General features: G+C 70.6%; 24 protein-coding genes. 12 read left to right on the top strand and 12 right to left on the bottom strand.

Annotated features, from left to right (window positions below; genetic code table 11):
* Positions 1-48: 48 nt before the first annotated feature.
* Together GVY64_RS17295 and GVY64_RS17285 are read left to right on the top strand one after the other, a co-directional pair.
* The gene (locus GVY64_RS17295) at positions 49-2,184 is read left to right on the top strand and encodes an FUSC family protein (RefSeq protein ID WP_236566896.1); all 2,136 of its coding nucleotides are present in this window, start codon (positions 49-51) and stop codon (positions 2,182-2,184) included.
* A 37-nt stretch (positions 2,185-2,221) separates the two neighbouring features.
* Positions 2,222-2,875, top strand: a complete 654-nt coding sequence (locus tag GVY64_RS17285) for an SDR family NAD(P)-dependent oxidoreductase (RefSeq protein ID WP_159842572.1) — start codon at positions 2,222-2,224, stop codon at positions 2,873-2,875.
* A gap of 418 nt (positions 2,876-3,293) precedes the next feature.
* Here GVY64_RS17285 and GVY64_RS17280 read toward each other — a convergent pair whose 3' ends face one another.
* Complete coding sequence (locus GVY64_RS17280) at positions 3,294-4,547, bottom strand: cytochrome P450 (protein WP_159842570.1); 1,254 nt, start codon at positions 4,545-4,547, stop codon at positions 3,294-3,296.
* A gap of 100 nt (positions 4,548-4,647) precedes the next feature.
* Between GVY64_RS17280 and GVY64_RS17275 the strand changes: the two genes are divergently transcribed.
* On the top strand, positions 4,648-5,118 hold the full coding sequence (locus GVY64_RS17275; protein WP_159842568.1) for a winged helix-turn-helix transcriptional regulator: 471 nt from the start codon (positions 4,648-4,650) through the stop codon (positions 5,116-5,118).
* A gap of 591 nt (positions 5,119-5,709) precedes the next feature.
* On the opposite strand, the gene GVY64_RS17270 is transcribed toward GVY64_RS17275, so the two are convergent.
* The gene (locus GVY64_RS17270) at positions 5,710-6,882 is read right to left on the bottom strand and encodes a L,D-transpeptidase (RefSeq protein ID WP_159842754.1); all 1,173 of its coding nucleotides are present in this window, start codon (positions 6,880-6,882) and stop codon (positions 5,710-5,712) included.
* A 302-nt stretch (positions 6,883-7,184) separates the two neighbouring features.
* Here GVY64_RS17270 and GVY64_RS17265 point away from each other — a divergent pair, with 302 nt between their 5' ends.
* The 3 genes from GVY64_RS17265 to GVY64_RS17255 are packed head-to-tail and all read left to right on the top strand — an operon-like array spanning position 7,185 to position 9,747.
* Complete coding sequence (locus GVY64_RS17265) at positions 7,185-7,481, top strand: DUF6285 domain-containing protein (protein ID WP_159842566.1); 297 nt, start codon at positions 7,185-7,187, stop codon at positions 7,479-7,481.
* Positions 7,478-8,476: a phosphotransferase family protein gene (locus GVY64_RS17260; protein WP_236566894.1), complete on the top strand. Its 999-nt coding sequence runs from the start codon at positions 7,478-7,480 to the stop codon at positions 8,474-8,476. The genes GVY64_RS17265 and GVY64_RS17260 overlap by 4 nt, the downstream gene beginning before the upstream one ends.
* An 8-nt stretch (positions 8,477-8,484) precedes the next feature.
* Positions 8,485-9,747, top strand: a complete 1,263-nt coding sequence (locus tag GVY64_RS17255; RefSeq protein WP_159842564.1) for an acyl-CoA dehydrogenase family protein — start codon at positions 8,485-8,487, stop codon at positions 9,745-9,747.
* A 10-nt stretch (positions 9,748-9,757) separates the two neighbouring features.
* On the opposite strand, the gene GVY64_RS17250 is transcribed toward GVY64_RS17255, so the two are convergent.
* Positions 9,758-10,432 (bottom strand): class I SAM-dependent methyltransferase, encoded by a 675-nt coding sequence (locus GVY64_RS17250; protein ID WP_159842561.1) that lies wholly within the window; start codon positions 10,430-10,432, stop codon positions 9,758-9,760.
* Positions 10,433-10,550: 118 nt separating this feature from the next.
* Between GVY64_RS17250 and GVY64_RS37265 the strand changes: the two genes are divergently transcribed.
* Positions 10,551-10,715 (top strand): hypothetical protein, encoded by a 165-nt coding sequence (locus GVY64_RS37265; protein ID WP_201298045.1) that lies wholly within the window; start codon positions 10,551-10,553, stop codon positions 10,713-10,715.
* Between the two features lie 49 nt (positions 10,716-10,764).
* Here the strand turns inward: GVY64_RS37265 and glpD are convergent, their stop codons facing one another.
* From glpD to GVY64_RS17235, 3 genes are read right to left on the bottom strand one after another with little or no spacing between them, the layout of a single operon-like run.
* Positions 10,765-12,444, bottom strand: a complete 1,680-nt coding sequence (gene glpD, locus GVY64_RS17245) for a glycerol-3-phosphate dehydrogenase (RefSeq protein WP_159842559.1) — start codon at positions 12,442-12,444, stop codon at positions 10,765-10,767.
* 51 nt (positions 12,445-12,495) lie between these two features.
* A complete protein-coding gene (glpK, locus tag GVY64_RS17240) occupies positions 12,496-14,016 on the bottom strand; it encodes a glycerol kinase GlpK (protein ID WP_159842557.1) in 1,521 nt (506 codons plus the stop codon).
* A 38-nt stretch (positions 14,017-14,054) separates the two neighbouring features.
* Entirely contained in the window at positions 14,055-14,864 is an 810-nt protein-coding gene (locus GVY64_RS17235; protein ID WP_159842555.1) for an MIP/aquaporin family protein, read from the bottom strand.
* A 256-nt stretch (positions 14,865-15,120) separates the two neighbouring features.
* On the opposite strand from GVY64_RS17235, the gene GVY64_RS17230 reads away from it, so the two are divergent.
* The 3 genes from GVY64_RS17230 to GVY64_RS17220 all read left to right on the top strand — a co-directional run bounded on the left by GVY64_RS17230 (position 15,121) and on the right by GVY64_RS17220 (position 18,354).
* Positions 15,121-15,885, top strand: coding sequence for an IclR family transcriptional regulator (locus tag GVY64_RS17230; protein ID WP_159842553.1), 765 nt, complete (start codon positions 15,121-15,123; stop codon positions 15,883-15,885).
* Between the two features lie 48 nt (positions 15,886-15,933).
* Complete coding sequence (glpK, locus tag GVY64_RS17225; RefSeq protein WP_159842551.1) at positions 15,934-17,451, top strand: glycerol kinase GlpK; 1,518 nt, start codon at positions 15,934-15,936, stop codon at positions 17,449-17,451.
* A gap of 87 nt (positions 17,452-17,538) precedes the next feature.
* Positions 17,539-18,354: a DUF72 domain-containing protein gene (locus GVY64_RS17220; protein ID WP_201298044.1), complete on the top strand. Its 816-nt coding sequence runs from the start codon at positions 17,539-17,541 to the stop codon at positions 18,352-18,354.
* 53 nt (positions 18,355-18,407) lie between these two features.
* Here the strand turns inward: GVY64_RS17220 and GVY64_RS17215 are convergent, their stop codons facing one another.
* The 4 genes from GVY64_RS17215 to GVY64_RS17200 form a co-directional block, all read right to left on the bottom strand.
* Positions 18,408-18,956 (bottom strand): YceI family protein, encoded by a 549-nt coding sequence (locus tag GVY64_RS17215; protein WP_159842547.1) that lies wholly within the window; start codon positions 18,954-18,956, stop codon positions 18,408-18,410.
* Between the two features lie 70 nt (positions 18,957-19,026).
* The gene (locus GVY64_RS17210; protein ID WP_159842545.1) at positions 19,027-19,632 is read right to left on the bottom strand and encodes an FMN reductase; all 606 of its coding nucleotides are present in this window, start codon (positions 19,630-19,632) and stop codon (positions 19,027-19,029) included.
* The gene (locus GVY64_RS17205) at positions 19,629-20,723 is read right to left on the bottom strand and encodes an LLM class flavin-dependent oxidoreductase (protein ID WP_159842542.1); all 1,095 of its coding nucleotides are present in this window, start codon (positions 20,721-20,723) and stop codon (positions 19,629-19,631) included. Before GVY64_RS17205 ends, GVY64_RS17210 begins: the two co-directional genes overlap by 4 nt.
* A 102-nt stretch (positions 20,724-20,825) precedes the next feature.
* The gene (locus tag GVY64_RS17200) at positions 20,826-22,043 is read right to left on the bottom strand and encodes an alpha/beta hydrolase (protein WP_159842540.1); all 1,218 of its coding nucleotides are present in this window, start codon (positions 22,041-22,043) and stop codon (positions 20,826-20,828) included.
* A gap of 367 nt (positions 22,044-22,410) precedes the next feature.
* On the opposite strand from GVY64_RS17200, the gene GVY64_RS17195 reads away from it, so the two are divergent.
* Entirely contained in the window at positions 22,411-22,782 is a 372-nt protein-coding gene (locus GVY64_RS17195; protein WP_159842538.1) for an Rv3235 family protein, read from the top strand.
* Positions 22,783-23,546: 764 nt separating this feature from the next.
* Here the strand turns inward: GVY64_RS17195 and GVY64_RS17190 are convergent.
* Together GVY64_RS17190 and GVY64_RS17185 are read right to left on the bottom strand one after the other, a co-directional pair.
* The gene (locus GVY64_RS17190; protein WP_159842536.1) at positions 23,547-24,452 is read right to left on the bottom strand and encodes a cutinase family protein; all 906 of its coding nucleotides are present in this window, start codon (positions 24,450-24,452) and stop codon (positions 23,547-23,549) included.
* A 220-nt stretch (positions 24,453-24,672) separates the two neighbouring features.
* Complete coding sequence (locus tag GVY64_RS17185; RefSeq protein WP_159842534.1) at positions 24,673-25,272, bottom strand: TetR/AcrR family transcriptional regulator; 600 nt, start codon at positions 25,270-25,272, stop codon at positions 24,673-24,675.
* 103 nt (positions 25,273-25,375) lie between these two features.
* Here GVY64_RS17185 and GVY64_RS17180 point away from each other — a divergent pair, with 103 nt between their 5' ends.
* On the top strand, positions 25,376-26,395 hold the full coding sequence (locus GVY64_RS17180) for a crotonase/enoyl-CoA hydratase family protein (protein WP_159842532.1): 1,020 nt from the start codon (positions 25,376-25,378) through the stop codon (positions 26,393-26,395).
* Positions 26,396-26,460: the final 65 nt, after the last annotated feature.

The raw sequence follows: 26,460 nt of genomic DNA, 5'->3' as shown, positions 1-26,460 counted from the left end.
ATCTAATGTGTGCACCAGGCGGTTCGTCCAGACCAGAAAGGACAGCAGGTGGCGGCGACATACCCGGATCCGGTGCCACCGAAGGGCCGGGTCGGCTCGCTGTTGTTCGCCCTGTCGCCCGCGGGACGGCGGTGGAGCGTGGCGTTGCGCGCCGCGCTGGCATTCGCCGTTCCGGCCGCGATCATCACCGGCCTCGGTCATCCGGACGTGGCCGTGTTCGTCATGTTCGGCGCCTTCGCCGTGCTCTACGGCGAGGGGCGGCCGTACCGGGTGCGTGGCCGGGTCGTCCTCACGGCCGGGTCGGCGTTGCTGGCCGCCTGCGGCGTCGGCGCGCTGATCGGCGGCCTGCTGGACGCGGGCTTCGGTTCGTCGCTGCTGATGGTCGTCGTGGTGACGGCGATCGCGGTCGTGGCCGTGTTCGTCATCGACGCGCTGCGGCTGGGTCCGCCGGGCGCGCTGTTCTTCGCGCTGGTCTGCGCGGGCGCGATGAAAGCGGCGGAGACCGGCACCGCGGTGCCGACGCTGTTGTTCTGCACCGCCTGCGGTGTCGTGGCGGCGCTCGTCGTGTCGATGGCCGGGGTGCTGCGTGATCGTCGCAAACCGGAACGGACAGCCGTCGAGGCGGCGGTCCGCGCGGTCGACGCCTACGTCGCGGCCCGGGAGGCGGGGACGTCGGCCATCGACCCGCGCCATCGGGCGGGTGCCGCGATGGCCGAGGCGTGGGCCGCGGTCTACGACGCGGGCCTGCCCTCCGATCCGAGGGAAGCCGAGTTGCTGGCCACCTTGCAGGGCGCACGCCGCAGGCTCGCCGGGCACGCGCCCGACGACGACACCGACGATCTGCTGGTCGATCCTCTGGTCTCGTTCGCCCGCCCTGGCATCGGCTTCCGGCTGGGGCGTTCGTTGTCGTTCTCCTCGCACGCGGCGATCAGCGCGCTGCGGGTCGCCGCGGGCTGCCTGGGCGCGGGGGCGCTGAGTGCGCTGCTCGGCCTGGATCGCCCGCATTGGGCGGTGCTCAGCGCCCTCATCGTGCTGCAAGCCGGGCCCGATCGCGTGCGTGGGCAGGTGCGGGCCATCCACCGGTTCGTCGGCACCGTCGCGGGACTCGGCCTGTTCGCCCTCATCTACCAATTCGGGCCGACCGGCTACACGCTGATCGGCCTGATCGCCGCGCTGCAGTTCTGCATCGAGCTGTTCGTGCCGCGCAACTACGCGCTGGCCGTCGTCTTCATCACACCGGTGGCGCTCATCGCGGGTGGGGTCGCCACCACGGGCGGGCCGATCGGGCCGGTGCTACGCGACCGGCTGGCGGAGACCGTGCTCGGTGTCGCCGTCGCGGTGCTCGCGCTGTACGGCGTCGCGCCCCGCGGCCATCGGCGCACCTTCCGCTGGATGGAGCACCGGGTGCGCGCCGCCGCGGGCGTCCTGCTCGAGCGCCTGCGGCACAAGCCGATGGACGCCGTGGCGTGGGTGCTGGTCCAGCGTCTGCAATTCGAGCTGGTCGGCGTGGTCCGCAGCGGCATCGACTCGGCGACCGACGACCCGGAGTGGACCCGCGAGTACTGGCCGGAGCACGCGGCGCTCGCGCACTTCGGTCACGACCTGCTCGCCGCGTGCTGGGTGCTGCCACCCGGCGGGTGGCTGCCGGATGTGGACCGCTGGGCGGCCCGCGCGGCGGCGACCCGGTTCGAGCCGGAAGCGTCGGCGGGGCCGCCTGCTAGCGTTCGGCGCATGCATGACAGCGTGACGGTCCGGATGGCCGCGCCCGCCGACCAGATCTGGGCACTGGTCAGTGACATAGAGAACACCGGGCGGTTCAGTCCGGAAACGTTCGCCGCGGAGTGGCTCGGCGGCGCCACCGGCCCGGCGGTCGGCGTGAAGTTCCGCGGTCACGTCAACCGCAACGGCTGGGGGCTGAAGTACGCGACGGTGTGCCGCATCGTCGCCTGCGAGCCGGGCCGGGAGTTCGCGTTCACCGTGCTCGGGCCGCGGGGTATGCCGATCAACACGTGGCGCTATGTCTTCGAACCGGTGGACGGCGGCACCGACGTCACCGAGTCGTTCCAGTTGCACAGCAACCCGGTGCTGCGGCTGTACTGGTTACTGGCCGGGTGGACGCGCGGCAAGACCAATGTCGAGGGGATGCGCGAGACCTTGAACCGGATCAAGGCCGTCGTCGAATGACCGCGACACACAGCCGCCGGGCCGGGGCGGGGCGATCATGACCGGCCCCGTGCTTCTCGTGCTCGGCGCCGGGCCCGGTGTCGGGTTGTCGGTGGCTCGCCTGTTCGCCGTCGATGGCTACACCGCGGTGCTGGCCTGCCGGTTGCCCGCGGAGGCCGAGCCGTTGGCGAAAGAATTGCGCGAGCAAGGTTTCCAGGCGGAGGGCGTGGGGGTGGATCTGCGCGATCCCGCCGATGTGACCCGGTTGGTCGCCAGGGTGGGCGAGCGCCACGGCCGGATCGACGTATTGCACTTCAACCCCAGCGTGTTCCGGGAAGCCGATCCGTTGCGGCTCTCCGTGCCGGAGTTGATCGAAGACTTCACCGTCGGCGCGGCGGCGCTGCTGCCCGCCGTCCAAGCGGCGCGGCCTTTCCTGTCCGAGGGCGCCCGCGTGCTGGTCACCGGCAGCGCGGCCGCGGACAAGCCGTGGCATCGGGCCGCTTCGCTCGGCGTCCAGAAGGCGGCGGTGCGCAACTTGGTGACCAGTTTGGACGCCACCCTCGCGCCCGAGGGCATCCGGGCCGTCGCGGTGCAGATCAACGGAGTGCTCGGCGAGGGCGCGTTCACGCGCGACCGGGTGGCGGCGGCGCTGCACGCCGCGGCCACACGCCCCGCCGAAGAATGGACGCCGCACGTCGCGTACGACGGCTGACCGGCACCGCTGACGGAGCCCGATCGCTGAGACGCGGGGTGCTCGGCGGGGGCGCGTGCACAGGTGACTCTGTGGGGTCGGGGCTGCCCGCGGCGGCCCTCGCTGCGCCGAAGGATGGACGCCGCACGTCGCGTAGACGGCTGACTCGCGTCGACAGCGGAGTCGGATCGCTGTGACGTGGCGTGTTCGGCGCGGGCGCGTTCCCCCGATCGTGTGGCGTCGGGCTGCCCACGGTGGCCACCCGCTGCGCCGAACGGGGGACGCCGGACGACGGGTACGACTGCTGACTCGCGTCGACAGCGGAGTCGGATCACTGCGACATGGCGTGCTCGGAGAAGAGGGCGCGTTCACAGGTGACTGTATGACGGCGGCGCCGCACGCGGCGGCCATACGCTCCTACGATGGCTGGCCCCCGTCGTCAGCGGGGCCGGATCGCCGCGAACTCGATGGGCAGGTGCGCGGGTCCGCGCAAGTTGACGTGCTCCCGGTACGGCGGCGGGTCCATCAATAGTGAAGGCGATTCCACCCGTTGTGCGAACCGGGTCAGCGCCACGCGCGCCTCCAAGCGGGCCAGGGGAGCGCCGACGCAGAAGTGCGCCCCGAGGCCGAAAGCCAGATGGCGGTTGTCCCGCGCCGGGTCGAAGCGGTCGGGGTCGGTGAACGTCGCGGCGTCGCGGTGCGCGGCGGCGATCAGCAGTACCACCAGATCGCCGCGCTGGATGTCCGTGTCGCCGACGGTCATGTCGTCGGCGGCGATGCGCGGGATCAACTGGACCGGCGGGTCGAAGCGCAGCGTCTCCTCGACCACGCCCGTCGCCCGGTCCGGATCCGCGCGCAGAGCGGCGAGTTCGTCCGGCCTGCGCAACAGGGCGAGGGTCGCGTTGGCGATCAGGTTGACGGTGGTCTCGTGCCCGGCGACCAGCAGCAGTGCGCAGGTCGAGATCAGTTCCGCGTGGGTGAGCGCGTCCCCGGCGTCTTCGGCGGCGATGAGTTCGGACAGCAGATCCGGACCGGGGGCGCGGCGGCGGCGGTCGGTGAGTTCTTCGAAGTAGGCGTGCAGTTCGGTCCCGGCGCGCTGGATCTGCGCCGGATCGGCGCGGAACTGGGCGGCGGCGCGGGAGGTCGGATCGAGGGTGCGCGACAGCAGCGCGGACCAGGTGCTCAGCCGGGCTTCGTCGGCGAGCGGCACGCCGAGCAGTTCGCAGATGACGGTGACCGGCAGCGGGTAGGCGAAGTGGTCGACGGCGTCGAATCGCCCCTCGCGGGCGCGCTGGTCGAGCAGGTCGTCGACGATCTCGGTGATCCGGGGTTCCAGTCGCCGCACGACGCGCGGGGTGAACGCCTTGGACACCAGGCGGCGCAGGCGCGTGTGGTCGGGCGGGTCCAGGAACAGGAACGAGGGTTTCGCCCGGGCCGCACCGTCGTCGCGCGTCCCGTCGTAGATCGGCATCGACCCGAGTTGCAAGCGGGCCAGTGACCGGTCGACGCTCGCTCGGGGATCGCGCAGCACGGCGGCGCAGTCGGCATAGCGGGTCAGCACGACCGCCGGAGCGGTGCCGATCCGGAACGCGCCGGACTCGCGCAGCCGCGCGAAGAGGGGATACGGATCCGGTCGCACCACCGGGTCGAGCAGGCGCACGTAGTCGTCGGTCGGGTGGTTCGTCGTCGTCATCGACACTCCCAGCTGTCGGCCCGGAGGGCACGGTCTACCGGTATTATTGTGATACCGATGGTAGGAAAGCAATACCGTGCAGGGATGCGAAGATAGCGCCATGACATTGCGGCGCCCGGTCGACGATTCGGTCACCCGCGTCGTCGAACTGCTCGGCGACCGGTGGACCATCCTGCTCATCGCCGAGGCGTTCTTCGGGGTGCACCGTTTCAGCGATTTCGCCCGCAACATCGGCATCACCAACCGCAACCTGCTCACCAGCCGCCTGCGCATGCTGATCGACGCCGGCATTCTCACCCGCACCGATCACGGCGGCGGGCGCGTCGACTATCACCTCACCGCCGCGGGTCGCGAGCTTTATCCGATCGTCACGGCGATGATGGTCTGGGGCGACCACCACCTGGCCGGGCCGGAGGGCCCTCCGATCGTCCTGGAGCACCGCAGCTGCGGGCAGGAGACCTCGCCCATGCTGGTCTGCGACCACTGCCGCGAGCCGATCGACCCGCGCGACGTCGAACCCAAGGCCGGTCCCGGCTTCCATCAGCCGCCGGGGGCCGAGCAGGCGGGTTGAGTGGACGCGGGTGCGGCAACCGCCAGCTCGCTACGGGGCCGGTGCGGTCGTGATCCCGCGACCGGCTGTCAGCCGTTCCCTGGTGGGAGTCGACGCCTCGTGAGGCGTCTGGTCGCGGACGTGGTCGTCGAACAGTTCCGCGCCCCGCAGACTGCCGAGGACGCGAAAACGTCTGCCACCGGACGACGGATTCAGGGGGGATGTGCCTCGACCTTCGGGAGCGCCGCGCCCGGAAGTAGCCGGGCGCTTCTGCCACGCCGAGCGCTTCCGCGGCGGAAGAGTTCACAGCGGCCGGGAAGGGGCGGCGAGGCGAGCGCCACGTCGGAAGCGGAAGCGGTTGCACCACGTTGAGCTGGGCGATCGGCGCTCAGTCCAGTAAGCGAACGAACGACTCGGCCAGATACAGCGGTAGGAGTAGGTAGTACAACAGCATCGCCATCGAGCCGGCTCCGATCGTCAACGCGGGTCCCACACGGCGCCGCGAGAGGCGCCACGCGCGGGGATTGGAGACCGAGTGGTCTCGCGAGAGCAGGAATGTAGTGCAGCTTCCCGCCCTCGGCAAGACCGGTCAGCGTGTCGGCTGGACGGCCGCTACCGCAGCGCGCTGCCCTGCACCCACTGGTCCCACGGCAGGCCCCAGTCGCCGTTCTGCCACACCTCGAGCGGTGCGCCGCCGGTGTTGCGGATCTCCACCACGTCACCGGGGACGGCGAAAGCGAAGAACCACTGGGCGTTCTCCCCGCTGAGATTGAGACAGCCGTGCGACACGTCGGTGTTGCCCTGCGCCCAGACGGTGGAGTCCAGTTGGTGCAGGTAGATGCCGTCGGTGCTGATCCGGGTCGCCCAGCCGATGGCCTCCTTGTAGCCGAGGCGCGAGTTGATCGGCAGGCCGTAGGTGGACGAATCCATGATCACCGGATTGGCCTTGTCCATCACCGTGTAGATCCCGGGCTGGGTCCAGAAGGTGATCGTCTTGCCCGCGACGACCTCGCTGCCGCCCATGCCCATCGAAGTGGGCATGGTGCGGATCAGCCTGCCGTTCTCGAAGACCTCGATCTGCTTGGTGTTGTCGTCGGCGATCGAGACGTGCGACGCGCCGATGGTGAACGTGGTCTTCGTGTCCTCCTGGCCGTAGAGCCCTCGGCCGAGTTCTTGGCCGTAGATGTTCGCCGCCACGCTCACCTTGGTGCCAGGCGCGTAGTACTCCTTCGGACGCCAGTGCGCGTTGCGGTCGTCGAGCCAGTACCAGGAGCCTTCGACGGGCGGGTCGGTGGTGACCGCCAGATGCTTCTCGGCGGCGGCGCGGTCGGGGACGTCCTCGTCGAAGTGGGCCACCACCACGGTGCCAACGCCGAAGGTGCCGCCGTCGGACAGCGGCGTGCCGCCCGTGGTGGTCAGCGAGACCTTGGTCTGATTGTTCGGGCTCAGCGTGGAGAAGGTGGAGGTGGTGGGGCCGGTTCTGCCGGTGACGGTCAGGCCTTCCGCGGTCACCGTGTAGGTGCGGCCGTAGCCGAGCGGCTCGGTGGGTTTCCAGGCCGTCTTGTCCGGCGTCAGGATCCCGTCGACCACCTTGCCCTGCTCGTTGGTCATGGTGACCGCGGTCAGCTCGCCGTCGGCGGTGCTCACCCGGACCGGCGCGAGGGGGTCGACATCGCGGGCGCCGGATGCGGGCGTGATGGCGATGGGCGCGGGCGCCGGGCCCACGGGCTCCGGAGTTCCGCCCGGTCCGGACGAGGACGAGCACGCCGCCAGGAGCACCGCCATGACCAGGGCGAACCCAGCGACGACGGCGGAACGGACGCGACCGGTCGCCAATGCATTTCTCCTGTGTTCGCCCAGCGCAACGAATGGCGCATCCGCGCCTACTCCCGCTCGCAGTTTACCGACCGTTCGCATGCCCGACCTTGTACGAAGCAGACCCACGGCGGATTCCCAGCCGCCACACAGGAAGCCGGTGCGCGTCCATCTCGACGCCCGCGGCTTTCCGAATCCGACGGCCGAAAGTACCGATCGGGACGGCCCCGGTGCGTGCCATGCTGAGGGCCGGAACCGACCGAGGGGAACGAATGCAGAATCGCCCAGCGGCAGCGGAGTTGCTGGATTCGCTCGCCGAACTGCTCGAGGAGACGCTGCTGCCCGCCCTGCCCGCGGGATTGCAGCACAAGGCGCGGGTGGGGGCCAACCTCGCCAGGATCGTGCGCAGGGAGATCGAATCCGGCCCGGACGCGGTACAGCGGGAGCGCGAGTTGCTCGCGGCTGTGGCCGAGGGCGATGACGAGCAACTCTGGGAAGCGCTGGTCTCCGTCGTGCGGGCCGATCTGGCCATCGCCAAGCCGGGGTACGACGCCTGGACGGGCGAGTGAGCGCCGATCTGGCCGTCGGCTTGGCCGCGTTTCTCGAGTCGGGCGCCGGCCGCGCGGTGGCGGTGTCGAAGGTCGAATATCTTTCCGCGGGCGCCCGCCGCCGGAACGTCGCCTTCGAAGCCGACCTGGGCGGCGGGACGCGGCGCTTGGTCGCGACCATCGTGCCGAGCGCGATCGAGCTGGTTCCCGTCGACGTGGAGGCCGCCGTCCGGGAACTGGCGCGGACCCATGGCGTGCCGGTGCCCCCCGTGGTGGCGATCTGCACCGACAGCGCGTATGTGGGCGGGCCGTTCGTGGTCTCCGAACGGGTGGACGGAGAGACCGTGCCCCGCAGAGTCTTACGACTGACCGAGGCCGCGGGTCTCGGCGAACGGGTCGCCGAGCAGCTCGGTGAAGCCATGGGCCGCCTGCATGCCATCGACCCGTCGACCGCGCCCACCAGGCTGCCGGAGGCGGCCCCCGATCCCGGACGCCAGCTGGCCGAGGCGGCCGAGCACGTGCGTGCGCTGTTGCCGGACCGGCCGGTGTTCGCCCTCACCCTGCGTTGGCTGGAACGCCGCTGCCCGCCCGCACCGCCCCGTACCGCGCTGCTGCACACCGACCTGCGCAACGGCAACATCGTCGTCGGTCCGGAGGGCCTGCGGGCGGTGCTGGACTGGGAAGGCGCGCAGCGCCACGGCGATCCGATGCGCGACGTGGCCTGGCCCGCGCTGCGCATGTGGCGTTTCCGCGCGGACGACCGGGAATTCGGCGGACTCGCGGGCCGCGCCGCGTTCGTGCGCGGCTACCAGCGCGGCGGCGGCGATTTCGACGAAGACCGGTTCCGCTGGTGGAAGGTGATGTGCACGCTCGCCTGGGGCATCGGGCTGGCCGGGCAGGCCGCGGCCCATCTGGACGGCAGCGTGCGGGACATCGTGATGGCGGCCAGCGGCCGCCGCGTCTCGGAAATCGAATGGGACCTGCTGATGCAGATCCGACCCACCGGGAAAGGCTGACTGCGCCGATGGATTTCGAACTACCCGCAGAACTGATCGACTACCTGGCCGAACTCGACGCGTTCATCGATCGGGAGATCACGCCGCTCGAGCAGGCCGACGACAACATCCGCTTCTTCGACCACCGCCGCGAGGACGCCCGCACCGACTGGGATCGCGGCGGCCTGCCGAACGCGCGCTGGGAGGAGTTGCTGGCCGAGGTGCGCAGGCGCGCCGACGCCGCCGGGCACCTGCGGTACGCGTTTCCCGCGCGGTACGGCGGCCGGGACGGCACCAATCTGGGCATGGCCGTGATCCGCGAGCACTTGGCCCGGCGCGGTCTCGGACTGCACTGCGACCTGCAGAACGAGCACGCCATCGTCGCGAACAACGTCGGCCTGCTGCTCATGCTCGAGTACGGCACACCCGCCCAGCAGGCGGAGTGGGTGGACGGGTTGGCCTCGGGAACGAAGTTCTTCGCCTTCGGCATCACCGAGCCCGAGCACGGCTCCGACGCGACCCACATGGAGACCGCGGCGGTGCGCGACGGGGACGACTGGGTGATCACCGGGCGCAAGACGTGGAACACCGGCGTGCACATCGCCGACGCCGACCTGATCTTCGCGCGCACCTCGGGCGGGCCGGGCGACGCCGCGGGCATCACCGCGTTCCTGGTGCCCACCGACGCGCCCGGATTCGTCGTGGAGGAATACCTCTGGACCTTCAACATGCCCACCGACCACGCCCGCGTCGCGCTGGACGGCGTCCGGGTCCCGGACACCGCCGTCTTCGGCGGCGAAGGACGCGGCTTGGCGGTGGTGCAGCACTTCTTCAACGAGAACCGGATCCGCCAGGCCGCGTCCAGCCTGGGCGCGGCGCAGTACTGCATCGACGAGTCGGTGGCCTACGCCAAACAGCGCAAGCCCTTCGGCAAGCCGCTGGCCACCAATCAGGCGATCCAGTTCCCGCTGGTGGAGTTGCACACCCAGTGCGAGATGCTGCGCGCCCTGATCCACAAGACCGCGTGGTCGATGGACACCTACGGCACGTTCGCCGTCTCCGAGCAGGTCTCGATGTGCAACTACTGGGCCAACCGGTTGTGTTGCGAGGCCGCCGACCGCGCCATGCAGGTGCACGGCGGCCTCGGCTACTCCCGGCACAAGCCGTTCGAGCACATCTACCGCCACCATCGGCGCTATCGGATCACCGAGGGCGCCGAAGAGATCCAGATGCGGCGGGTCGCGGGTTATCTTTTCGGGTTCATGGGCAGCAGAGCGCCCAAGGGGGTGTGAGCCGGACGGTTCACAGGCGGCGGACCCGGGCCAGCCACGCGGCGGCGTCGACCTGGCCGGACTCGGAGAGCGCCAGGTCCGCGGCCTGTTGGGCGACCAGGTCGGTGACCCGCCCCCGGTACTTGGTGGGCCGCAAGTCCTCCACCTTCCAGCCGTCGCCGAAAGACTCGCGGATCAAGGCGTCGCTGATGCGCGGGCCGAACCCCGGCTCGACGTCGGAGAGCGCGAGAACGTAGACCGTGCCGCCCGGCTTGCAGACCGCGTGCAGGCTGCGGACATAGGCGGCGCGCGCCTCGTCCTCGGTCCCGAAGACGTGGAACAGCGCGCTGTCGACCACGGTGTCGAACGCGGGCGCGGAGCCGGGCGGGTCACCGGCGAAGTCGGGCCGCTCGCCGAGCGCGAGCGCGTCGGCCACCTCGAACGCGGCGGACGGCACGCCCCGCTCGGCCGCGTTGGCGCGCGCGTACGCCACCGCGCTCGGCGACATGTCTATGCCGCGCACGTCGTATCCGAGCCTGGTCAGCAGGATGGTGTGCTCACCCGCGCCGCAGCCGGGGTCGAGCACGCGTCCGGTGATGCCGCCGTCGCGCTCGAGCGCGACGATGGCCGGTTGCGGCTCGCCGATCACCCAGGGTGCGGTGTCGTTGTCGTAGACGGTGTTCCAGAAATCAGCTGGACGAGTCATGCAGACCATGGTCCATCCTCAACCGCGCTCGAGGTCAACCCGCCACGCCCGGCGAGGCGCCTCGCCGGGCCGGCCGCGCGGTATGCGTCAGGGCGGCCGGGTTGGGTACGCGCGGGTTATGAGCACACCGAATGTCGATCCGACGACGGCGGAGTCGATGCAGCAGGACGCGGATTTCGCCGACGAGCACACCAAGCCGACGCACGCCGACGAACACCCGGCCGGTGCGGACGTCGAGACCGACGAGTCGACACCGAGCGGGCACAGCGGCATGGATCAGTGAGCACGGGCGTGGCACGGATCCGCCGCGGGAACCGTGCCACTGACCGGGCTCAGGCGACCGTGACCAACCGGGCCGCGTTGGCGGACTCGTCGTCGGCCGCCTGATTGGCGGCCAGTTCCGCGCGCACCCGCTCGCGGTAGCGGGTGATCTCGCGCTCGGTGGTGTCGGCGTCCCAGTCGAGGTGCGCGCCGATCAGCCAGGCCACCTCGGCGGCGGCGGCCAGACCGCGGTCGGGCGCTTCGATGGAGACCCGGGTGCGGCGGGTGAGCACGTCGTCCAAGTGCAGAGCGCCCTCGTGCGTCACCGCGTACACCGCCTCCGCGCCGAGGTACTCGGGTGCGCCGGTGAGCGGGTCGCCCAACGCGGGCTCGCGCGCGATCAGGTCGAACAGGTCGGTGATCGCCGAACCGTACCTGCCGAGCAGACGCTCGACCGTCGCCCGCGGCAGACCCGTGCGCTGGGCCAGGCTGTCCAGGTCGGCGGCGAGTTCCTGGTAACCCACCGCGCCGAGGATCGGCAGGTGCTCGGTCACCGACGGGGCGACCGCGCGGCCGAGTCCGGCCACCGCCGCGTCCACGACGTCTGCGGCCATCACCCGGTAGGTGGTGTACTTGCCGCCCGCGATCACGAACAGGCCGGGCGCCGGTTCGGCGACCGCGTGCTCCCGCGAGAGCGTCGCGGTGTCGGCCGACGCGCCCGACAGCAGCGGCCGCAGCCCCGCGTACGTTCCGACGATGTCGTCGCGGGTGAGCGGCTCGCGCAGGACCCGGTTGACGTGGTCGAGCAGGTACCGCACGTCGGCGTCGCTGGCCGCGGGGTGATCCTTGTCCAGCGACCAGTCCGTGTCGGTGGTGCCGATGATCCAGTACCGGTGCCACGGGATGACGAACAGCACGCTCTTCTCGGTGCGCATGATCAGGCCGGTGTCCAGGTGCAGGCGATGGCGCGGCACCAGGATGTGCACGCCCTTGGACATCCGGACGTGGAAGGGGAAATCGACGCCGGTCATCCGGTTCATCTCGTCGGTCCACACCCCGGTGGCGCTGATCACCCGGCGCGCGCGGATGGTGTGCACCCGGCCGGTCTCCCGGTCGGTGATCTCCGCGCCGACGACGCGTTCACCGTCGCGCAGCAGCGCCGTCACCTTCGTGCGGGTGAGCACGGTCGCGCCGTGCTGCGCGGCCGTGCGCGCGATCATCATCGTGTGCCTGGCGTCGTCGACCTGCGCGTCGAAGTACCGGATCGCGCCGGTGAGCGCGTCTTCGCGCAGCGCGGGCGCGAGTTCGAGGGCGCGGGTGCGCGACAGGTGCCGGTGCATCGGCAGCGCGCGGGCGCCGCCGATGGTGTCGTACAGGGCGACCCCCGCGCCGATGTAGGCGCGCTCCCAGACGCGATGCCGCAAGGGCAGCAGGAACGACACGGGCCGCACCAGGTGCGGGGCCAGCCGGTGCAGCAGCAGGCCGCGCTCCTTCAGCGCCTCCCGTACCAGCCAGAAGTCCAGCTGCTCCAGGTAGCGCAGTCCACCGTGGATGAGTTTGCTGGAGCGGCTGGAGGTGCCCGCCGCGAAGTCCCTGGCCTCCACCAGGGTCACGGTCAGGCCGCGGGAGGCGGCGTCGAGGGCGGCGCCCGCGCCGACCACGCCGCCGCCGATGACGAGTACGTCGATCTCGGTGTCGCCGAGTGCGTTCACCGCGCCGGCGCGGTACTGGGCGTCCAATCGTGCGGACACAGCGGTATCTCTCCTTGTTTCGGGGTTATTCGGGCAGGACGGCGTCGCCCCTCATTCGTCGACGTCGATCCAGTCCAGGGTCCGGGCGACAGCCTTCTTCCAGCGCGCGTAGCCACGCTCGCGCTGCTCCGCCGACCAGGTCGGGTTCCAGCGCTTGGCCTCGTTCCAGTTCTGTTCCAGCTCGTCGGTGTCGTTCCAGAAGCCGACCGCCAGCCCGGCCGCGTAGGCGGCGCCGAGTGCGGTGGTCTCGGCGACCACCGGCCGCGACACCGGCACGCCGAGGAAATCGGCCTGTAATTGCATGCACAGCTCGTTGGCGGTGACGCCGCCGTCCACCCGGAGCACGTCCAGCTGGACGCCGGAGTCGGCCTGCATCGCCTCGACCACGTCGCGGGTCTGGTAGCAGATCGATTCCAGCGTCGCCCGCGCGAGATGGGCGTTGGTGCTGTAGCGGGACAGGCCGACGATCGCGCCCCGCGCGTCCGAGCGCCAATACGGCGCGAACAAGCCGGAGAACGCGGGCACGAAATATACCCCGCCGTTGTCCTCGGCCTGCCGGGCCAGCGATTCGCTCTGCGCCGCGCCGGAGATGATGCCCAGCTGGTCGCGCAGCCACTGCACCGCCGAGCCGGTCACCGCGATCGAGCCTTCCAGCGCGTACACCGGCTTCTGGGCGCCGAGCTGGTAGGCCACCGTGGTCAGCAGGCCGTGCTGGGAGCGCACGATCTCGGTGCCGGTGTTGAGCAGTAGGAAGTTGCCGGTGCCGTAGGTGTTCTTCGCCTCGCCGGGACGGAAGCAGACCTGTCCGACCGTGGCGGCCTGCTGGTCGCCGAGCACACCGGCCAGCGGCACGACGCCGCCGAACGGGCCGTCGGCCCGGGTGGTGCCGAACAGGTCCGGGTTGGCCGAGGGCGCGATCGTGGGCAGCATCGCGCGCGGCACACCGAACAACGACAGCAGTTCGTCGTCCCAGTCCAGGGTCTCCAGGTCCATCAGCATCGTGCGGCTGGCGTTGGTCGGGTCGGTGACGTGCACGCCGCCGTCGACTCCGCCGGTCAGCTGCCACAGCAGCCAGGTGTCGGTGGTGCCGAACAGCGCGTCGCCGCGTTCGGCGTCCTCGGCCACCCCCGGGATGTTTTCCAGGATCCAGCGCAGCTTGCCGCCGGAGAAGTAGGTGGCGGGCGGCAGGCCCGCCTTGCGGCGGATGGTGTCGCCGTGGCCGGCCCGTTCCAGTTCGGCGGCGATGCGATCGGTGCGGGTGTCCTGCCAGACGATCGCGTTGCAGTACGGCCGCCCGGTCTTGCGGTTCCACACCACCGTGGTCTCCCGCTGGTTGGTGACGCCGACCGCGGCCAGGTCGCTCGCGACGAGATCGGCCTTGGTGAGGGTGGTCTGGATGACCGCGCGGGTGCGCTCCCAGATCTCGGTCGGATTGTGCTCCACCCAGCCGGGGCGCGGCAGGATCTGCTCGTGCTCGAGCTGGTGGCGGGCAACCTCGTTGCCGCCGTGGTCGAACACCATGAAGCGAGTGCTCGTGGTGCCCTGGTCGATGGCGCCGACGTACTGGCTCATCGCGGTCCTTTCGGGAAACTGCTGGGGGACAGAAGGATTCAGAACAGGAACTGTGCGGCGAGCCCGGCCAGCGCGCCGCCGAGCAGCGGACCGAGTACCGGCACCCAGGCGTAACCCCAGTCGGAGTCCTTGCCGCGCGGTGCGGCGTCGGGCGATCCGGTCGGTGCGGGAGCGCCCGCGCCCACCGGCACCAGGACCGCGTCGGCGGAGGCGGATCTGCTCACCGGCAGCAGGGCGTGCGCGATGCGCGGGCCGAGATCGCGAGCGGGGTTGATGGCGTAGCCGGTCGGACCGCCCAGCGAGGCGCCGATGCCGACGACCAACAGCGCGGCGGCCGCCGGGCCGAGCCCGCTCGGCGTGTGGCCGAAGGTGAGGATCACCAGGACGAGGGTGAACGTGCCGATCACTTCGGTGACGAAGTTCCAGCGCAGGGCGCGAATCGCGGGGCCGGTGGCGAATACCGCGAGCTTCTTCTCCTCGTCGGTCTCGGCGTCGAAGTGGCGCTTGTAGGCCACGTAGGCGACGGTCGCGCCGAGGAACGCGCCGGCGAATTGACCGCTCAGATACGCGAGCGTCGCGGAGCCGGAGACCGGGATGCCGGGGGCGAACTCGTCGGCGCCGCTGAACAGGATGCCGACGGTGACCGCTGGATTCAGATGGCCGCCGGTCTTGTAGGCGACGTAAACGCCTGCCAGCACGGCGAACCCCCATCCCACGTTGATCAGCAGCCAGCCGCCGTCCAACCCTTTGGACTTCGCCAGCAATACGTTCGCGACCACACCGACCCCGAGCAGCACCAGCACGCCTGTGCCGAGTGCTTCGCTGAGGAAGATCGAGCCGAAGTTCATCGTTGAGCCTCCGTTCGCCCCGCACGTCGCGGACGCGACCGTGCGTGCAACGGAAGTTACGGCGGGACCAGCGACCCGGATACCGCTGCCGTTCGACAATGTCGAACGCGCCGACTGGTTGCCGGGAGACGGCGCCACTACCGTCCGACGCGCGAGGAGGATGTATGGCGCAGCTCACACCGGGTTTCACTGATGTTGCCCGGGTATTACCAACCGTTCGACAATGTCGAATCACGACGCGAGTAGGTTTTCCGACATGCCGGGTGCGATCCAATCGATCGAGCGGGCGGCGGCCGTGCTGCGGCTGCTGGCCCGTGGTTCCGGGCGGCTCGGCGTCGGCGACATCGCAGGTGCGCTCGACCTGCCGAAGCCGACCGCGCACGGCATCCTGCGCACCCTCCAGGGCGTCGGTTTCGTCGAACAGGACCCGGCCACCGGCAAGTACCAACTCGGCGCGGCGCTGCTGCACCTGGGCACCAGCTACCTCGACGCGAACGAGTTGCGCTCGCGCGCGATCAACTGGGCCGACGCGCTGGCGGCGCGCACGGGCGAGTCGGTGCGGATCGGCGCGCCGATGGACGGCGCGGTGGTCGTGGTGCATCACGTGTTCCGGCCGGACAACACCCAGCAGGCGCTCGAACTCGGCGAACTGCTGCCGCCGCACGCCACCGCGCTGGGCAAGGTCCTGCTCGCCTACGACGCCGACCTGGCCGCCACGATGCGCCGCGCCGAACTCGCCCCGCTCACCCACCGGACCCTCGTCGACCGCGCCGCGCTCGCCCGGGCGCTGGGCGGCGTTCGGCAGGCCGGCTGGGCGGGCGACACCGAGGAATTCCGCACGGGCGAGGCGGGTATCGCCGCGCCGATCCGGGCGCCCGGTGGACTCGTGGTCGGCGCCATCGGCATCACCGGCGCGGTGGACCGGCTCTGCGACGCCCAGTTGCGGCACCGGCCCGCGCTGGTCGGCCAAGTGCTCGACGCCGCACGCGCGGTCTCGCGTGATCTCGGTGCGAGCCACTGACTTTCGTCCGGCCGGTGACCAGCCGGCGTCGACCAGGAGCAGCCGAGCATGAAGCAGCGTTACGTGCTGGCCATCGACCAGGGCACCACCTCCACGCGGTGCATCCTGTTCGACCAGCGTGCCCGGCTGGTGGGCGTCGCCCAGCGCCCGCACCGGCAGCACTATCCGCGGCCGGGATGGGCCGAGCAGGACGCGCTGGAGATCTGGCGCAATGTCGAGCGCATCGTCCCGCAGGCGCTGCGGGATTCCGGCGTGGCCGCCGACCGCATCGCCGCGGTCGGCATCGCGAACCAGCGCGAGACCACCGTGGTATGGGACCGCCGCACCGGCACGCCGATCGGCCGCGCGATCGTCTGGCAGGACGTGCGGACCGAGGATCTGGTCCGGGAACTGGAGAGCGCGCCGGGCGCCGACCGCATTCGTGACCTGTGCGGCCTGCCGCTGGCCAGCTATTTCGCCGCGCCGCGATTGCGCTGGATGCTGGACTCGGTGCCCGGCCTGCGCGACCGCGCGGAGCGGGGCGAGGTGCTGTTCGGCACCATGGAGACCTGGCTGATCTGGAACCTCACCGGAGGCCCCGACGGCGGGCTGCATTTCACCGACGTCACCAACGCCAGCCGCACCCTGCTGATGAACTTGCGCACCCTCACCTGGGACGACGAACTACTTGAGTTCTTCGGCATCCCCGCCCGTATGCTGCCGCGCATCCAGCGGTCGACCGCGTCCTACGGCAGCACGCGCCGGGTGGTGCCCGGCATTCCGATCGCCGCCGCGCTCGGCGACCAGCACGCCGCGTTGTTCGGCCAAACGTGTTTCGCGCGTGGAGAGACCAAGTGCACCTACGGCACCGGCGGCTTCCTCATGATGAACACCGGGCGCGAGCTGGTGCGCTCCGAGCACGGTCTGCTCACCACGATCGGCTATCAGATCGGTCCGGAGCCGGTCTACGCGCTGGAGGGTCCGATCGCGGTCACCGGCTCGCTCGTGCAATGGGTACGTGACAACATCGGGCTGGTCACCAGCGCGCCGGAGATCGAAACCCTCGCGCGCACCGTCGAAGACAACGGCGGCTGTTACGTGGTGCCCGCGTTCTCCGGGCTGTACGCGCCGCATTGGCGCAGCGACGCCCGCGGGCTCATCGCCGGGCTCACGTCCTACGTCACCAAGGGGCACATCGCCCGCGCCGTGCTGGAGGCCACCGCCTGGCAGACCCGCGACGTGGTGGAGGCGATGAACGCCGACTCCGGCCTCCGGACCGCGGCCCTGCGTGTGGACGGCGGGATGACCTCGAACAACCTGCTGATGCAGATCGTGGCCGATGTGCTGGACGTTCCGGTGTCGCGTCCGTTCGTCGCCGAGACGGTCTCGCTCGGCGCCGCGTACGCCGCGGGCTTGGCCGTGGGTTACTGGCCCGATCTCGAAGGGTTGCGCAACAATTGGCGCCTTGCCGCGCAATGGGTTCCGCGGATGGATCCCGAGCTGCGGGAGGACGAGTACGAGAACTGGAAACGCGCCGTCGAGCTGACCTTCGGCTGGGTTCGGTCGCGGAAACGGGCGCGCCGATGAGTCCGGGTGGCGGGCACATGCCGCCGGACGGTCGTGTCGGGAGGGTGGGTTAGCGTCGAAAGCATGCGGCTTCACGTGGGATGTGCGATGTGGACGCACGCGGCTTGGCAGGAACGGCAGCTCCCGCCGGGGGAGCGGTTGCGCTGGTACGCCACGTGGTGCAACGCGGTCGAGGGCAACACCACGTTCTATGCGACGCCGTCGCGGCGCACGGTGGAATCGTGGGCGGCGCAATGCGATCCCGCGTTCCGGTTCGTGCTCAAACTGCCCAGGCCGATCACCCACGAACGCAGGCTGACCGGCGCCGAGGAGGAGCTGCGAGCCTTCCTCGCCGCGATGGAGCCGCTCGGGGAACGCGTCCACGCGCTGTGGGTGCAGTTGCCCGGCTCGTTCGGGCCCACCGATCTCGGTGCGCTGGCCGGTTTCCTGCGGCAGGTGCCGCGCGCCCACCGGATCGCCGTCGAGGTCCGGCATCCGGCGTTCTTCGCCGACGAACAGGCGGCGCGCAGCCTGGAATACGTGCTGTCCAGGGTGGACGCCGAATGGGTCCCCTTCGACACCACCGTGCTTTTCGACGGTCCGCCCACCAGCGCGGCGGAACAAGAGGCGGCGTCGAAGAAGCCCCGGGTGCGGCGCAGGATGCGCGCGCTGACCGAATATCCCATCGTGCGATACCACGGCCGCGACGACGTCCGGCGGACCGTCGAGGGCTGGCAGCCGTGGGTCGGCACGGTGGCCGGATGGCTGCGGGAGGGCCGGTCGCCGACGGTGTTCCTGCACACGCCGGACAATGCGGGCTCGCTGGAGCTGGCTCGTCGCTTCCACGACGAGATCCGTGCCCGGCTGCCCGAACTCGACCCGCTGCCCGAGCCCGCCGCGGCCGAGCCGATGACCCTGTTCTGACCGGCATGCCCGCCTCCCGCAGGAACCCTCGGCTCCTGCGGGAGGCGGATCGCTCAGGACTGCAGGCCGACCTCGACCTCCAGGGTGAGGGTGATCTTGTCGCCGATCACCGCGCCGCCGTCGGGCAGCGGCATGTCGATGGTGATGCCGAAGTCGCGGCGGTTGATCACGGTCTTGGCCTCGAAGCCGGCGACCGGTCCCTGACCCATGCCGGGGTTGACGCCGAGGAACTCCACCTCCAGCGAGACCGGCTTGGTGACGCCGCGGATGGTGAATTCGCCGTCCACCACGAAATCGTCGCCGTTCACCCGGAAACCGGTGGACTTGAACGTGGCCACCGGGAACTGCTCGGCCTGGAAGAAGTCGGCGGTGCGCAGGTGCGCGTCGCGCTGTTCGTTGTCGGTGGTGACCGAGTCGACCCGGATCTCGGCCTCGGCCGAGGCGCTGCCGTCCTCGCCGATGACCAGCTTGCCGGAGAAGTCGGTGAAGCGGCCGCGCACCTTGCTGACCATCAGGTGGCGTACCGAGAAGCCGAGGGTGGAGTGGGCGGGGTCGATGGCCCAGGTGCCCGCGGTCAGAGCGTTGGCGGTTCCGGTCGTCATGGATGTCTCCTCAGGTAGTTGAGAGTTGAACTAATTGGTTGTGGGTAGAGCCGGGGTTTTCGGGAGAAGGTCAGTGGGTACCGAGCAGCTGTGCGAACGGTACCGGGTCGTCGTACGGATCGGCGGCACGCGGACGCGGTGTGTTGGTCAGCATGGCGGCGAATTCCGCTGCGGCGCGGTCGATCCGGACGCTGAGACCGTCCGTCGCCGCGGACGCCCAGTCTTCCGACGCCGCGTAGACGGCGGTGGGCGCCACCACCGCGCGCAGGTAGCTGAACATCGGGCGCAGGGCGTGCTCCAGCGCGAGGGAATGGCGCGCCGAGCCGCCGGTGGCGCCGAGCAGCACCGGCATCCCGGCCAGCGACTCCGGTTCCAGCACGTCGAAGAACGTCTTGAACAGGCCGCTGTAGGAGGCGTTGAAGATCGGCGTCACGGCGATCAGGCCGTCGGCGCCGGTCACGCGATCGATCGTCGCGCGCAGCCCGCCCGGCGCGAATCCGGTCAGCAGGTTGTCGGCCAGATCGCGGGCGTGCTCGCGCACTTCCACCACGTCGAATGTCACGTCCCCGGCGTGCGCGGACAGTGCCCCGCCGGTGGCGGCGGCGAGCCGGTCGGCGAGCAGCCGGGTCGACGACGGCTGCGACAGGCCCGCGGAGACGACGGCGATGCGGGTCATCGGGTCGCCTCCAGGGCGGCGTCGCGGGCGGCGACCAGGCTCGCGTGCGTCGGCGCGTCCGGCACGTGCGCCGGGCGTCCGGCCGCGAACTCCTTGCGCAGCACCGGGACCACTTCCTCGCCGAGCAGATCCAGTTGCTCGAGCACGGTCTTCAGCGGAAGGCCCGCGTGATCCATCAGGAACAGCTGGCGCTGGTAGTCGCCGAACGACTCGCGGAAGGTGAGCGTCTTGTCGATGACCTCCTGCGGACTGCCCACGGTGAGCGGCGTCTGTTCGGTGAACTCCTCCAGCGACGGGCCGTGGCCGTACACCGGCGCGTTGTCGAAGTAGGGCCGGAATTCGCGCACCGCGTCCTGGGAGTTCTTGCGGATGAAAACCTGCCCGCCCAGGCCGACGATCGCCTGGTCGGCCGAGCCGTGACCGTAGTGCTCGTAGCGCTGCCGATACAGTGCGATCAGTCGCTGGAAGTGCTCCTTCGGCCAGAAGATGTTGTTGGCGAAGAATCCGTCGCCGTAGTAGGCGGCCTGCTCGGCGATCTCGGGGCTGCGGATCGAGCCGTGCCAGACGAACGGCGGCACGTCGTCCAGCGGGCGCGGCGTCGAGGTGAACGACTGCAGCGGCGTGCGGAACTTGCCCTCCCAGTCGAGCACGTCTTCGCGCCAGAGCCGGTGCAGCAGGTGGTAGTTCTCGATCGCCAGCGGGATGCCGTCGCGGATGTCCTTGCCGAACCAGGGGTAGACCGGCCCGGTGTTGCCGCGGCCGAGCATCAGGTCCACCCGTCCGTCCGCCAGGTGCTGCAGCATGGCGAAGTCCTCGGCGATCTTCACCGGATCGTTCGTGGTGATCAGCGTCGTCGCGGTGGAGAGCTGGAGCCGCTCGGTCCGCGCCGCGATGTAGCCGAGCATCGTCGTCGGCGACGACGGCACGAACGGCCGGTTGTGGTGCTCGCCCGTGGCGAACACGTCCAGCCCGACTTCCTCGGCCTTGCGCGCGATCGTCACCATCGCCTTGATGCGCTCGTGCTCACTGGGCGTCCGGCCGGTCGTGGGGTCGGTCGTCACATCGCCGACCGTGAAAATTCCGAACTGCACGACGCCTCCTTCGTTCTCAGTCTGACTCAATTTGGTGGATATGGCAACCAAAGGAACGGGATGGGGTGGGCGAGTATTCCCGGCGCGGCGATGTGGCGTCGGTTACGCCAGGTACTCCGCCAGCCAGGTGCGGGTGAGTTCGCGGGTGACCTGCGCGCCGGTGTCCAATTCGGTGGTGCCGAAGGCGTGCTCCAGGAAGGGCAGCTCGACGTAGCGCTGCGGAACGCGCGCCGTCTCCAGCGCGGCGGCGTAGGCCGCGGTGTGCTGCGCGAGCACGAGGTGATCGCTCGCTCCCTGGATCAGCAAAGTAGGCGGGGAGTCGACGGTGACGTGCGGAGCGGAACTCGTCGCGACGTAGCGGCCGGGGTACTGCGCGGGCGTTCCGCCGAGGTACTGCCGGGCCGCGTCGACGCCCAGCGCGGTCTCGGTGCCCGACGCGGCCAGGTCCACCGCCGGGTACAGCGCGATCGCCGCGCGTACCTTCGGCAGCTCCGCGGCGCTGCCGCAGCTGGGCCGCAGGGCGCCCGCGTTGCTCTTGTTCGCGACGTTGACGGCCAGATTGCCGCCCGCCGATTCGCCGAACGTGGCGACCCGGCGCATATCCCAGTGGTACCGCTGCGCGTTCGCGGCGGCCCAGGTCAGCGCGCAGGCGATGTCGGCGTCCGCGGTGTCCCAGCGATGGTCGGCCGCGCCGGAGAGGCGGTAGTCCACGTCGAGCACGGCGTATCCGTTGCCGGCCAGCCAGGTCGTGTAGGCGTCGGTGCCGCGGCTGCCCCCGACGAACGCGCCACCGTGAATGCTCACCACCAGCGGCGCCGGCACCGGCCCCGGAGCAGGCAGGTACAGATCCGCCTGGATCGGCTGCCCGTCGAAGATGGCGTAGGTGACGGTCTCGTCAGGAGCATCGCCCACAGTGCTGAACGGGACGGTCGGGGCGAACGGAATCCAGACGCCGGCCGCGTCACGCGCCGCGAATACCAGTGTCGCGCTGGTCAGGACGGACAGGACGAGACCGGCGGCGGCCACGCCCGTCACCGTGCCCGCCAGGCGCCGCCCCCGCTCGGCGGAGCGCAACGCCGTCACCGCGAGCCCGGTCGCGAGCACCGCCAGCACCATGTTCCACGAGCCGAGCGCGTCCCGGACCGCGCCCAGCAAGAGCACGGCCGACTGGACGAACGCGTTCCGCAGCAACGGCATCGTCCAGGAAACCGGCAGGACCGCGAGCAGTTGAGCGAGAGCGAGATACGCGGCGAGCGCGCCCGCGAGTGCGAGCAGCCCGGCGCGGGCGACGCGACGCGGGGTCGCGGACTCTTCGGGCACGGTCGTCTCCGCTCCTCGCTCGTCGGTCCCTCCAGGTCTCCGTTGCCGGGCCGGAGCTTGCCGCCTCCAACATAGGTCGGTCTTCGTGCCCGCCCGATTCCGGTGGCGGCGCGTCCGGACGGAATCGGGTAGCCGACTACCCGAGACTTCCGTCGGAGTGTCCGCAGAATCGGTCGGCACAGGGCTTCGGCCATCGGATTTCGAAGGGACGTGCATGACTGGTTATCGGGAGTGGTTGACTCCTGCTCCGAATCCGGAGCCGCCGTTGGACAGCCGCAGGCGCGCCGATCCGGCACCCGCTCGGGCACTTCCGTGCCGCACGCGGCCGCACGCGGCTTCCGGTCGGTCGAGTGCCGGGATACGCAGCGTGGTGCGCCGCAGCCATGCGTCCACCGCACCTGCGGGGGAGGAAACACGCTCGGCGGCGCGCCGGTTCGCCGAGTCGGCGGTGCGGATCATCCTGGAAGTGCTCGACCGCAGGAGACCCCTGCCGCACCTGGCCGCTGTCGCCGACGCCACGGTCGTCGCCGCGGCTCGCACGTTGATCGGGGCCGATCTCGTGCCCGGCCGCACCCTCGGCGTCGCGGCGCCGATTCGGGTGAGCGTGGTCCTGCTGAACGACAAGACCGCCGAGGTCTTCGCCAGCTACGGCCGGGGCGAGCGTCGTTTCGCGTTGGCGGCGCGCATCGTGCGAACCCGGTCGGCGGGCTGGCGGCTGACGGCGCTGCGCCTCCGATGACCCGATGCGCACCGTCGGCGGCGCAGGCGGTATGCCGCTGAGGCCGGCCCGACTGCCGGGCGGCCGTGGCCGAACCGGCCGGCTGCGCGACAGGCTCGCGTCGGCCGCCCATGCTCGGGGACGGTGCGTCGGGGCGCGGCGGTCAGCCGAGCTGGATGGACTGGCGCGCCGCCCTGCCGGACTGGTGGAGGACCGTGCGCGGCGCGTTGAGGCCATCCTCGCCCGCGCCCAGTCGTGCGAGGTGAGCGGCGCGGGTGGGTCAGGCGAGCCGCGGGCACTGTGCACTAGGAGCAGCGCGTCCGAATCGTGTGCGGCCGGTTTCTCTCCCGCCCCCGCCCGTCGAACTCGGTGGTGCAAGGGTGCACGGTGCACGTGCTGGTCGCCGGCCGTCATGGCGCGCGAGGTTGTCGGTGCAGAAGCCGCTGCCGATGCTGAGTACGCCCTCATCGCGCAGCGGCGCCGAGCTTCCGGCCGATGGCCGACAGCACCTGCGTGCGAGCGTCGGCAGGGACCGTGCGGCTCGCCGACGCGCTGGATGGCGGCCGGATTCACCGCACTCGCCGACGCGCGCCACGCCTCCGAGAGCGGTCACGCCGTCGGTGACGTAGCGGGAGAAGGCCGGTCCGCGGTACGCGGGACATTGCGCGGCCGACGTGCGCGGGGTGATCGCGGTCGCGCCCGGCCATGTCGGGACTGTCCGCCGCGTTCTCGTCGACGCGCTCACCGCCGCCCAGCGGGATGCCGACGGCGATGGGCCGACCGGCTCAGGCCAGTGACGCCAGCCAGTCGCGCATCCACGACAGCGCGGTCGCCCCGCCGCCGACGGGATAGCTGCCGTAGGCGGTGTGCGCTTCGGAGCGGTAGAACTCGTCCAGCAGCCGGGCGCGTTCCTGGTTGGCCGACTCCGACAGCTGGCTCTGCAACACGGGGATGCCACCGTTGGACATCAGATCACCGACGATGGCGCCCATTTCGAGCTGGTAGCGCCAGAGATTGGCCGGGTCCGGGTGGGAGGTCTGGGCCAGGAAACCGGCGAAGCGGGTGATGAAATCGTCGGAGGCCGTGGAGCAGTACAGATCGCCGATCGCGCAGATGGTGCGGGTCTGCGGGGTGAGGAAGCCGAAGCCGCCGATGCGGGGACCGCCCGCGCCCGCGCCGCCCACCGCGGGACCGACGAGCGCGTCGGTGGGGGAGCGGCGCGGGTCGGAGATGAGCCCGACCGCGGCGATCCGGTGCGGCGGCACGACGCCGATTCCGGTGCCGATCTCGGCGGCCAGATCACCGGCGGCGTCCGCGCCCTGGCTGTAGCCGAGCAGTGCGATCTTGGTCGCGCCGCACTCCCTGGCCATCGCGCCGATCATGCCGCGCGCGTTGTCCACGGCCTCACGCTTCGAGGCGCCGTAAACTTCGCTCTCCCAGGGGAACGCGGTGGCCGCGTAGCCGACGTAGTCGACCCGGACCGAGGACGGCAGCCCGCTGGTGACTCCGGCCAGCATGCCGGGGCCGGGGCGCTCGTCCGGCCGGTCGGTGGTCTCCCATGTTCCTGGGATCGCCACGACGTACATGCTCGGGCAATCCGGTGCGGCGACAGCGGGCCCGCCGCCCGGTCCTACGCACGACAGCGCCATCGCCGTGAAACCGATGGCCGCAGAGATCCACTTCGATCGCATGGCGTTTGCTCCTGGTGATACAGGCGCCGCAGGCGCTCCCCGGCAGGATCGGCCTCCGCCGGCGCCGTGCGGTGGTCGAACCCGGCCCCGTCGAAGGCTGCATTGAGACTCGATGGTCTCAAAGTGCAGCCAGGATAACGACAGTGTGGGAGACGGCACAATCTGCGGCGGAAGTGACGCGTATCACAGTCGATTCGGCCACGCCGACGCCCGTCGATTGCTAGGAGTCCTGTGCTAGAAGAACTGTCATGGCCTCCGCCCATCGGCCGATGGTTGCCGTAGCAGCGCGTTCGGAGCTTCGCAGCGGGCGCGACATCGCGGTGCCGCGCAGTATCGCGATGGTCAGGTCGCGGACATCCGGATAGCGCGGATGGGCGACGATGTCCGGACCGAACAGCGCGTCCACCACGCGCCGCAGGTCCCGCCCGGCTTTTCGTTCGGCCGTCCGCAACGCCTCGGCAAGCGCAGGATCGGTCCGCGCCGCCGCCCACAACTCGAACTCGGCTTGCGCCGCCGGTCGCGCCATCGACTCGTAGAGGGCGGTCAGGGCGCGCAGCACCGGATCGGCTCCGTGGTCGAGCCCGGCCGCGGCCTCGCGGACAGCCGCCTCGTTGCGAGCGACCAGATGCCCGACCAATTCGCCGATCAATGCGCTCAGGGTCGGGAAGTGATGCAACAGCGCCCCGCGGCTGACCCCCGCTGCGCGCTGGACGGCCAGGGTCGACAGTGCCCGGTAGCCGTGCTCGGCCAGTAGATCGGCGGCGGCGTCGAGTATGCGGACGCGGGTCGCGCGTTTCCGCTCCTGGCGTACTCCGGCCATTCCGACTCCTCCCGTCGGCGCGACATTTTCACAGTCAGTATTGACTGTCAAATGGCCGGTGCGCCAGACTGCGGAGACCGGGTCCAGCGTCGAAGGGAAAGCGATGACCGACAGTGACAATAAAGCTGGTGGCGGCGCGGGCGCGTGGTATCGGGGGTGGACCGAGACGCCGGACTCCCCGTGGAACGGACGCCCCGCCCCGGAGGACGCGCGCGAATACCGGACGCTGACCTACGAGCGGGACGGCCGCATCGCGCGCATCACCTTCGATCGGCCGGAGAAGGGCAACGCGATCACCCCCGACACCCCGCTCGATCTGGCGCACGCGGTCGAACGCGCGGACCTGGATCCGCGCGTGCACGTGATCCTGTTGTCCGGGCGCGGCAAGGGCTTCTGCGGCGGATACGACCTGAGCATGTTCGCCGAGCAGAGTTTCGCGGTCGCGGGCGGTTCCGGCGACGTGGCCGGGACGGTCGTCGATCCGGTGGTGCAGGGCCGCAACCACGATCCGGCGCGGACCTGGGACCCGATGATCGACTACGCCATGATGAGCCGGTTCAACCGGGGTTTCGCCAGCCTGATGCAGGCGAACAAGCCCACGGTGGCCAAGCTGCACGGTTTCGCCGTCGCGGGCGGCAGCGACATCGCCCTGTTCGCCGACCAGATCATCTGCGCCGACGACACCAAGATCGGCTACCCGCCCACCAGGGTCTGGGGTGTCCCGGCGGCGGGCATGTGGGCGCATCGCCTCGGTGACCAGCGCGCCAAGCGGCTGCTGTTCACCGGCGACTGTCTCACCGGTAAGCAGGCGGTGGAATGGGGGCTGGCGATCGAATCGTGGCCCGCCGACGAACTCGACGCCCGCACCGAGGAATTCGTCGCGCGGATCGCGCGTATGCCGGTCAACCAGCTGATGATGGCCAAGCTGGCGCTCAACTCGGCGCTGTACGCCCAAGGTGTGGCCAATTCGGGCATGATCAGCACCGTCTTCGACGGCATCGCCCGGCACACCCGAGAGGGTTACGACTTCCAGACGCGAGCCGTCACCGCGGGTTTCCGCGAGGCCGTCCGGGAGCGCGACGAACCGTTCGGCGATCACAAGCGGCCTCGGGCGCAGGAGTGAACCGCGGCTGAGTCGCGCGCGGAAATAGTCCACGAACTGGCGGGCCTTGCCGATGCGTCAGGGGC

This window comes from Nocardia sp. CY41 (assembly GCF_009829325.1).
Lineage (GTDB): Bacteria > Actinomycetota > Actinomycetes > Mycobacteriales > Mycobacteriaceae > Nocardia.
Note: the sequence above shows the minus strand (reverse complement) of the source record. Positions and strands in the feature narration are given on the sequence as shown.

Excerpts from the sequence above, each read along its gene's own strand:
- GVY64_RS17285 (WP_159842572.1), top strand. The coding sequence starts at position 2,222 with ATGACCGGCCCCGTGCTTCTCGTGCTCGGCGCCGGGCCCGGTGTCGGG.
- GVY64_RS17280 (WP_159842570.1), bottom strand. The coding sequence starts at position 4,547 with ATGACGACGACGAACCACCCGACCGACGACTACGTGCGCCTGCTCGAC.
- GVY64_RS17275 (WP_159842568.1), top strand. The coding sequence starts at position 4,648 with ATGACATTGCGGCGCCCGGTCGACGATTCGGTCACCCGCGTCGTCGAA.
- GVY64_RS17270 (WP_159842754.1), bottom strand. The coding sequence starts at position 6,882 with ATGGCGGTGCTCCTGGCGGCGTGCTCGTCCTCGTCCGGACCGGGCGGA.
- GVY64_RS17265 (WP_159842566.1), top strand. The coding sequence starts at position 7,185 with ATGCAGAATCGCCCAGCGGCAGCGGAGTTGCTGGATTCGCTCGCCGAA.
- GVY64_RS17255 (WP_159842564.1), top strand. The coding sequence starts at position 8,485 with ATGGATTTCGAACTACCCGCAGAACTGATCGACTACCTGGCCGAACTC.
- GVY64_RS17250 (WP_159842561.1), bottom strand. The coding sequence starts at position 10,432 with ATGACTCGTCCAGCTGATTTCTGGAACACCGTCTACGACAACGACACC.
- GVY64_RS37265 (WP_201298045.1), top strand. The coding sequence starts at position 10,551 with ATGAGCACACCGAATGTCGATCCGACGACGGCGGAGTCGATGCAGCAG.
- glpK (WP_159842557.1), bottom strand. The coding sequence starts at position 14,016 with ATGAGCCAGTACGTCGGCGCCATCGACCAGGGCACCACGAGCACTCGC.
- GVY64_RS17235 (WP_159842555.1), bottom strand. The coding sequence starts at position 14,864 with ATGAACTTCGGCTCGATCTTCCTCAGCGAAGCACTCGGCACAGGCGTG.
- GVY64_RS17230 (WP_159842553.1), top strand. The coding sequence starts at position 15,121 with ATGCCGGGTGCGATCCAATCGATCGAGCGGGCGGCGGCCGTGCTGCGG.
- glpK (WP_159842551.1), top strand. The coding sequence starts at position 15,934 with ATGAAGCAGCGTTACGTGCTGGCCATCGACCAGGGCACCACCTCCACG.
- GVY64_RS17220 (WP_201298044.1), top strand. The coding sequence starts at position 17,539 with ATGTGGACGCACGCGGCTTGGCAGGAACGGCAGCTCCCGCCGGGGGAG.
- GVY64_RS17215 (WP_159842547.1), bottom strand. The coding sequence starts at position 18,956 with ATGACGACCGGAACCGCCAACGCTCTGACCGCGGGCACCTGGGCCATC.
- GVY64_RS17210 (WP_159842545.1), bottom strand. The coding sequence starts at position 19,632 with ATGACCCGCATCGCCGTCGTCTCCGCGGGCCTGTCGCAGCCGTCGTCG.
- GVY64_RS17190 (WP_159842536.1), bottom strand. The coding sequence starts at position 24,452 with ATGCGATCGAAGTGGATCTCTGCGGCCATCGGTTTCACGGCGATGGCG.
- GVY64_RS17185 (WP_159842534.1), bottom strand. The coding sequence starts at position 25,272 with ATGGCCGGAGTACGCCAGGAGCGGAAACGCGCGACCCGCGTCCGCATA.
- GVY64_RS17180 (WP_159842532.1), top strand. The coding sequence starts at position 25,376 with ATGACCGACAGTGACAATAAAGCTGGTGGCGGCGCGGGCGCGTGGTAT.